The 4,203-nt window shown below is 69.0% G+C and carries 5 protein-coding genes; all 5 read left to right on the top strand.

Features of this window, described 5'->3' with window-relative positions; translation table 11 throughout:
- A partial coding sequence (locus ACT4N8_RS10860) for a TlpA family protein disulfide reductase (RefSeq protein ID WP_444858140.1) occupies positions 1–236 on the top strand: 236 nt, incomplete at its 5' end.
- A gap of 204 nt (positions 237–440) precedes the next feature.
- Complete coding sequence (locus ACT4N8_RS10855) at positions 441–2,465, top strand: conjugal transfer protein TraG (protein WP_444858139.1); 2,025 nt, start codon at positions 441–443, stop codon at positions 2,463–2,465.
- A 10-nt stretch (positions 2,466–2,475) separates the two neighbouring features.
- On the top strand, positions 2,476–2,901 hold the full coding sequence (locus tag ACT4N8_RS10850; RefSeq protein ID WP_444858138.1) for a CopG family transcriptional regulator: 426 nt from the start codon (positions 2,476–2,478) through the stop codon (positions 2,899–2,901).
- 29 nt (positions 2,902–2,930) lie between these two features.
- Complete coding sequence (trbB, locus tag ACT4N8_RS10845) at positions 2,931–3,902, top strand: P-type conjugative transfer ATPase TrbB (protein WP_444858142.1); 972 nt, start codon at positions 2,931–2,933, stop codon at positions 3,900–3,902.
- 2 nt (positions 3,903–3,904) lie between these two features.
- On the top strand, positions 3,905–4,203 hold a 299-nt coding region (locus tag ACT4N8_RS10840), incomplete at its 3' end, for a TrbC/VirB2 family protein (protein WP_444858141.1).

Raw genomic sequence — 4,203 nt, 5'->3', positions numbered from 1 at the left:
TGCTGGTCAACCAGGGCGAGGATCAGCGCTTGATCCTACGCTTCCTTGAGGAGGAGCGGCTGCCCCCAGGGAGCATCCTCTCGGATCGCGGCGCGTCTCTAATGCGGCTGACCGGCAGCTCTGGCCTTCCCACGACTCTCTTCGTGCGGGCGGACGGGCAGATCGAGGAAGCTCATATGGGAGAACTTTCGCGAGCAGCGCTGCTGCAGGGGATAGAGGAGTTACGACGGCGTTAGCCGGCGCTCTGTCTATCGAAAACTGCTGTTCACTCGCCTCACGAGAGCGCCAGAAGGCGACCATCCGCTTACGGCCATCGGTCGCGCGGCGGTCAGATCGAGATTCGTCGAAGCGGTCCTCGCTGCGCCGGACAGGCGCTGATGTCCCACGCCGATTGATGCGACTTGCGGGTCCCAGGACGAACGCTCGTTCCCGGAGATCGCATGACCCCCACCAAGCTCTTGATCGGCCAGATCCTGATCTGCTTCGCGATCGTCATCGCCGGGCTCTGGGCGGCGACCCAGTGGGCGGCGTCCATGCTCGGCTATCAGCCCGAATTGGGTCTGCCCTGGTTCCGGCTCGGCGAGGTCCCGGTCTACCGGCCCTGGTCGCTCTTCCCTTGGTGGTATCATTATGAAGCCTATGCGCCGGAAGTGTTCGACAAGGCCGGGACGCTCGCCGGCGCGAGCGGCTTTCTGGGCTGCGCGGCCGCCATCTTCGGCTCACTCGGGCGCGCGCGGCAGGCGCGCCACGTCACCACCTACGGCTCGGCGCGCTGGGCGACCGCCCGGGAGGTCGAGCAAGCGGGCCTGTTCCGCGATGCCGGCGTCTTTCTCGGCCAGCTGCGCGGGCGCTATCTGCGTCATGCCGGCCCCGAGCATGTCATGGCGTTCGCGCCGACCCGCTCGGGCAAGGGCGTCGGCCTGGTCGTTCCCACCCTGCTCGGCTGGACCGGCTCGGCGGTCATTCACGACATCAAGGGCGAGAACTGGACGCTGACGGCCGGCTGGCGATCGCGTTTCTCGCACTGCCTCCTGTTCAACCCGACCGACGCGCGCTCGGCCCGCTACAATCCGCTGCTGGAGGTCCGGCGCGGCGCGAACGAGGTGCGCGACGTCCAGAATATCGCCGACATCCTGGTCGATCCCGAAGGAGCGCTCGAGCGGCGCAACCATTGGGAGAAGACCGCGCACGCGCTGCTGGTCGGGGCGATCCTTCACATCCTCTATGCGGAGGAGGAGAAGACGCTGGCGAGGGTCGCGAGCTTCCTCTCGGACCCCCGGCGTTCGTTCGTCGCCACCTTGCGGCGCATGATGGCGACCAACCATCTCGGGACGTCCGAGGCGCCTCTGGTCCATCCGGTCGTCGCCTCGGCCGCCCGCGAATTGCTCAACAAGTCCGAGAATGAGCGCTCCGGCGTCTTGTCGACCGCGATGTCGTTCCTCGGGCTATACCGGGATCCTACCGTAGCGGCCGTGACCGCCGCCTGCGACTGGCGGATCGCCGACCTGGTCGATGCGGGGCGGCCCGTCTCGCTCTACCTTGTCGTCCCGCCCTCCGACATCAGCCGGACCAAGCCGCTCATTCGCCTGGTGCTGAACCAGATCGGGCGCAGGCTCACCGAGAAGCTCCAAGGGCAGGGCGATGGCGAGCGCCGGCACCAGCTCCTGATGATGCTGGACGAATTTCCGGCGCTCGGCCGCCTCGACTTCTTCGAGACCGCTTTGGCCTTCATGGCGGGCTATGGCGTTCGCGCCTTCCTGATCGCTCAGTCGCTCAATCAGATCGAGAAGGCTTATGGCGAGCACAATTCGATCCTCGACACTTGCCACGTCCGCGTCGCCTTCGCGACCACTGACGAGCGCACCGCCAAGCGCATCTCGGACGCGCTCGGCACCGCCACCGAGCAGCGCGCGATGCGCAATTATGCCGGGCACCGGCTCGCGCCCTGGCTGGCCCATGTCATGGTCAGCCGGCAGGAGACGGCCCGGCCGCTGCTGACCCCGGGCGAGGTGATGCAGCTGCCGCCGGCCGACGAGCTGGTGCTGATCTCGGGCATGGCGCCGCTGCGCGCACAAAAGCTGCGCCATTATGAGGACCGCAATTTCAAGGCGCGCCTCGCGCCGCCCCCGGCGCTCTTCGAATCCGGCTATGCCGACCGGCCACGCGCCCGCCCGGACGATTGGGGCAGCTTCGTGCGCGCGCCGGACCGCCGGCTTGCGGCGCAAGCCGACAGCGCCGCCGCCGAGGACGAGGGCGGCCTCCAGCAGCAGCGGCATCCCGGACTTGCCGAGGAGGCGCCGGTGAGGGCCGCCGAGCCGGCGCCGGCCGATCCCCTGGGGTTTGACGACGAGGCCGATGCCGCGGGCGATGCCCGCATCATGGCCCAGGCCCGCAATCTCGGCGTCGTCGTCGGTGCCCATGCGCTGAACGAAGGAGCGGCCCACGATCCGCTCCCGAGCTTCTGAGGTGCTGGCGATGCGCGCGCGCCGGATCAGACATCAGCTCTTCCTTTCGGAAGATTTGAGCGAGCGGCTGGAAGCGCTGGCGGCGAAGCCGGGCGCGTCCAAATCGTCGATCCTCGCCGACGCTCTGACGGCCTGGCTCAACCGGCGCGGAGCGAGCGCGCTCGAGGACCGGTTCGGCCGGCGCCTCGACCGCCTCTCTTTGGCGCTCGGGCGGGTCGAGCGCGACGGCCATGTCCTGCTCGAATCGCTGGCCCTGTTCATCCGCTACGAATTGATGATCAACGCGCCTTTGCCCGAAGGCGACAAGGCGGCGCGCGCGGTCGGCCGCGATCGCTTCAACGCGTTCGTCGCCCGCGTGGGCGAAGCCCTCGCCAGCGGCCACCGCACCTTCGAATATTCCGCGGACGAGCCGGATGAAGGCGAGGACGAGTCGTGACCGGCGCGTCCCACGACCCGCGCCGGGCGATGCTGCGCACCGCGATGGGCCCGGAGATCGCCGCCGCTCTGGCCGATCCGCTCGTCATCGAGATCATGGTCAATCCCGACGGCGCGCTGCGCCTCGACCGGCTCGGGGAAGGGCGCACGGACACCGGCGTGCGCATCGATCCCGCCCAGGTCGAGCGGATCGTTCGCCTGGTCGCCAGCCACGCGCGGACCGAGGTCCATGCCGCCTCGCCGATCGTCTCGGCCGAGCTGCCGCCTCATGGGGAAGGCGCCGGCGAGCGGTTCGAAGGCGTGTTGCCCCCGGTGTCGCTGGCGCCCTGCTTCTCGATCCGCAAGCCCGCCGCCCGCGTCTACACGCTGACCGATTACGTGAGCGACGGCATCATGGACGCGCAGGCGGCGCGCCTCCTCTCGCTCGCCGTGGTCGAGCGCCGCAACATTCTCGTCGCCGGCGGCACCAGCTCGGGCAAAACCACCCTCGCCAACGCCCTCCTCGCCGAGATGGCCCACCTCGACGAGCGCATCATCCTGATCGAGGACACGCGCGAGCTGCAATGCGCGGCCAGCGATGTGGTCGCGCTGCGCACCCGCTCGGCCGGGCCGAATATGGCGGGCGCCGTCACCATGGCCGACCTGGTCCGCTCGACCCTTCGGCTGCGCCCCGACCGCATCATCGTCGGCGAGGTGCGCGGGCGCGAGGCGCTCGACATGCTCAAGGCCTGGAACACCGGCCATCCGGGCGGGATCGCGACGGTCCACGCCAATAGCGCGGTCTCGGCGCTCTACCGGCTCGAGCAGCTCGTCCAGGAAAGCGTCGTCACCGTGCCCCGGCGGCTGATCGCCGAGGCGATCGACATGATCGTTTTCATCGCCGGCCGCGGCCTTGGCCGCCGGGTCGGAACGATCGCCAGCGTCGACGGCCTCGATCCGGACGGCGGCTACGCCTTCCTCGACCTCACCCCCCAATCCGCGACTTCGCCCGAAGGAGAATGACCATGCTTGCCCTCCACAATCTAGATCGACGGACCGTCTTTCGCATCGGCTGCGCCATCGGCCTCGGCCTTGCGATCGCCGCCAGCGCGCCGGCGGCGGGGTCCGGCATGCCCTGGGAAGAGCCGCTGCAGAAGGTGCTGGAATCGGTCCAGGGCCCGGTCGCCAAGATCGTCGCGGTGATCATCATCATCGTGACCGGCCTGACCCTGGCGTTCGGCGAGACGGCCGGCGGCTTCCGCAAGCTGATCCAGATCATCTTCGGCCTGTCGATCGCGTTCGCGGCGAGCTCCTTCTTCCTCAG

This window comes from Sphingosinicella sp., from assembly GCF_052387495.1.
Taxonomy (GTDB): Bacteria; Pseudomonadota; Alphaproteobacteria; order Sphingomonadales; family Sphingomonadaceae; genus Allosphingosinicella.
The sequence above is the reverse complement of the archived record's forward strand: the minus strand, read 5'-3'. Positions and strand labels throughout refer to the sequence as shown.

Coding starts and splice junctions, on each gene's coding strand:
- ACT4N8_RS10855 (WP_444858139.1), top strand. CDS start 441: ATGACCCCCACCAAGCTCTTGATCGGCCAGATCCTGATCTGCTTCGCG.
- ACT4N8_RS10850 (WP_444858138.1), top strand. CDS start 2,476: ATGCGCGCGCGCCGGATCAGACATCAGCTCTTCCTTTCGGAAGATTTG.
- trbB (WP_444858142.1), top strand. CDS start 2,931: ATGCTGCGCACCGCGATGGGCCCGGAGATCGCCGCCGCTCTGGCCGAT.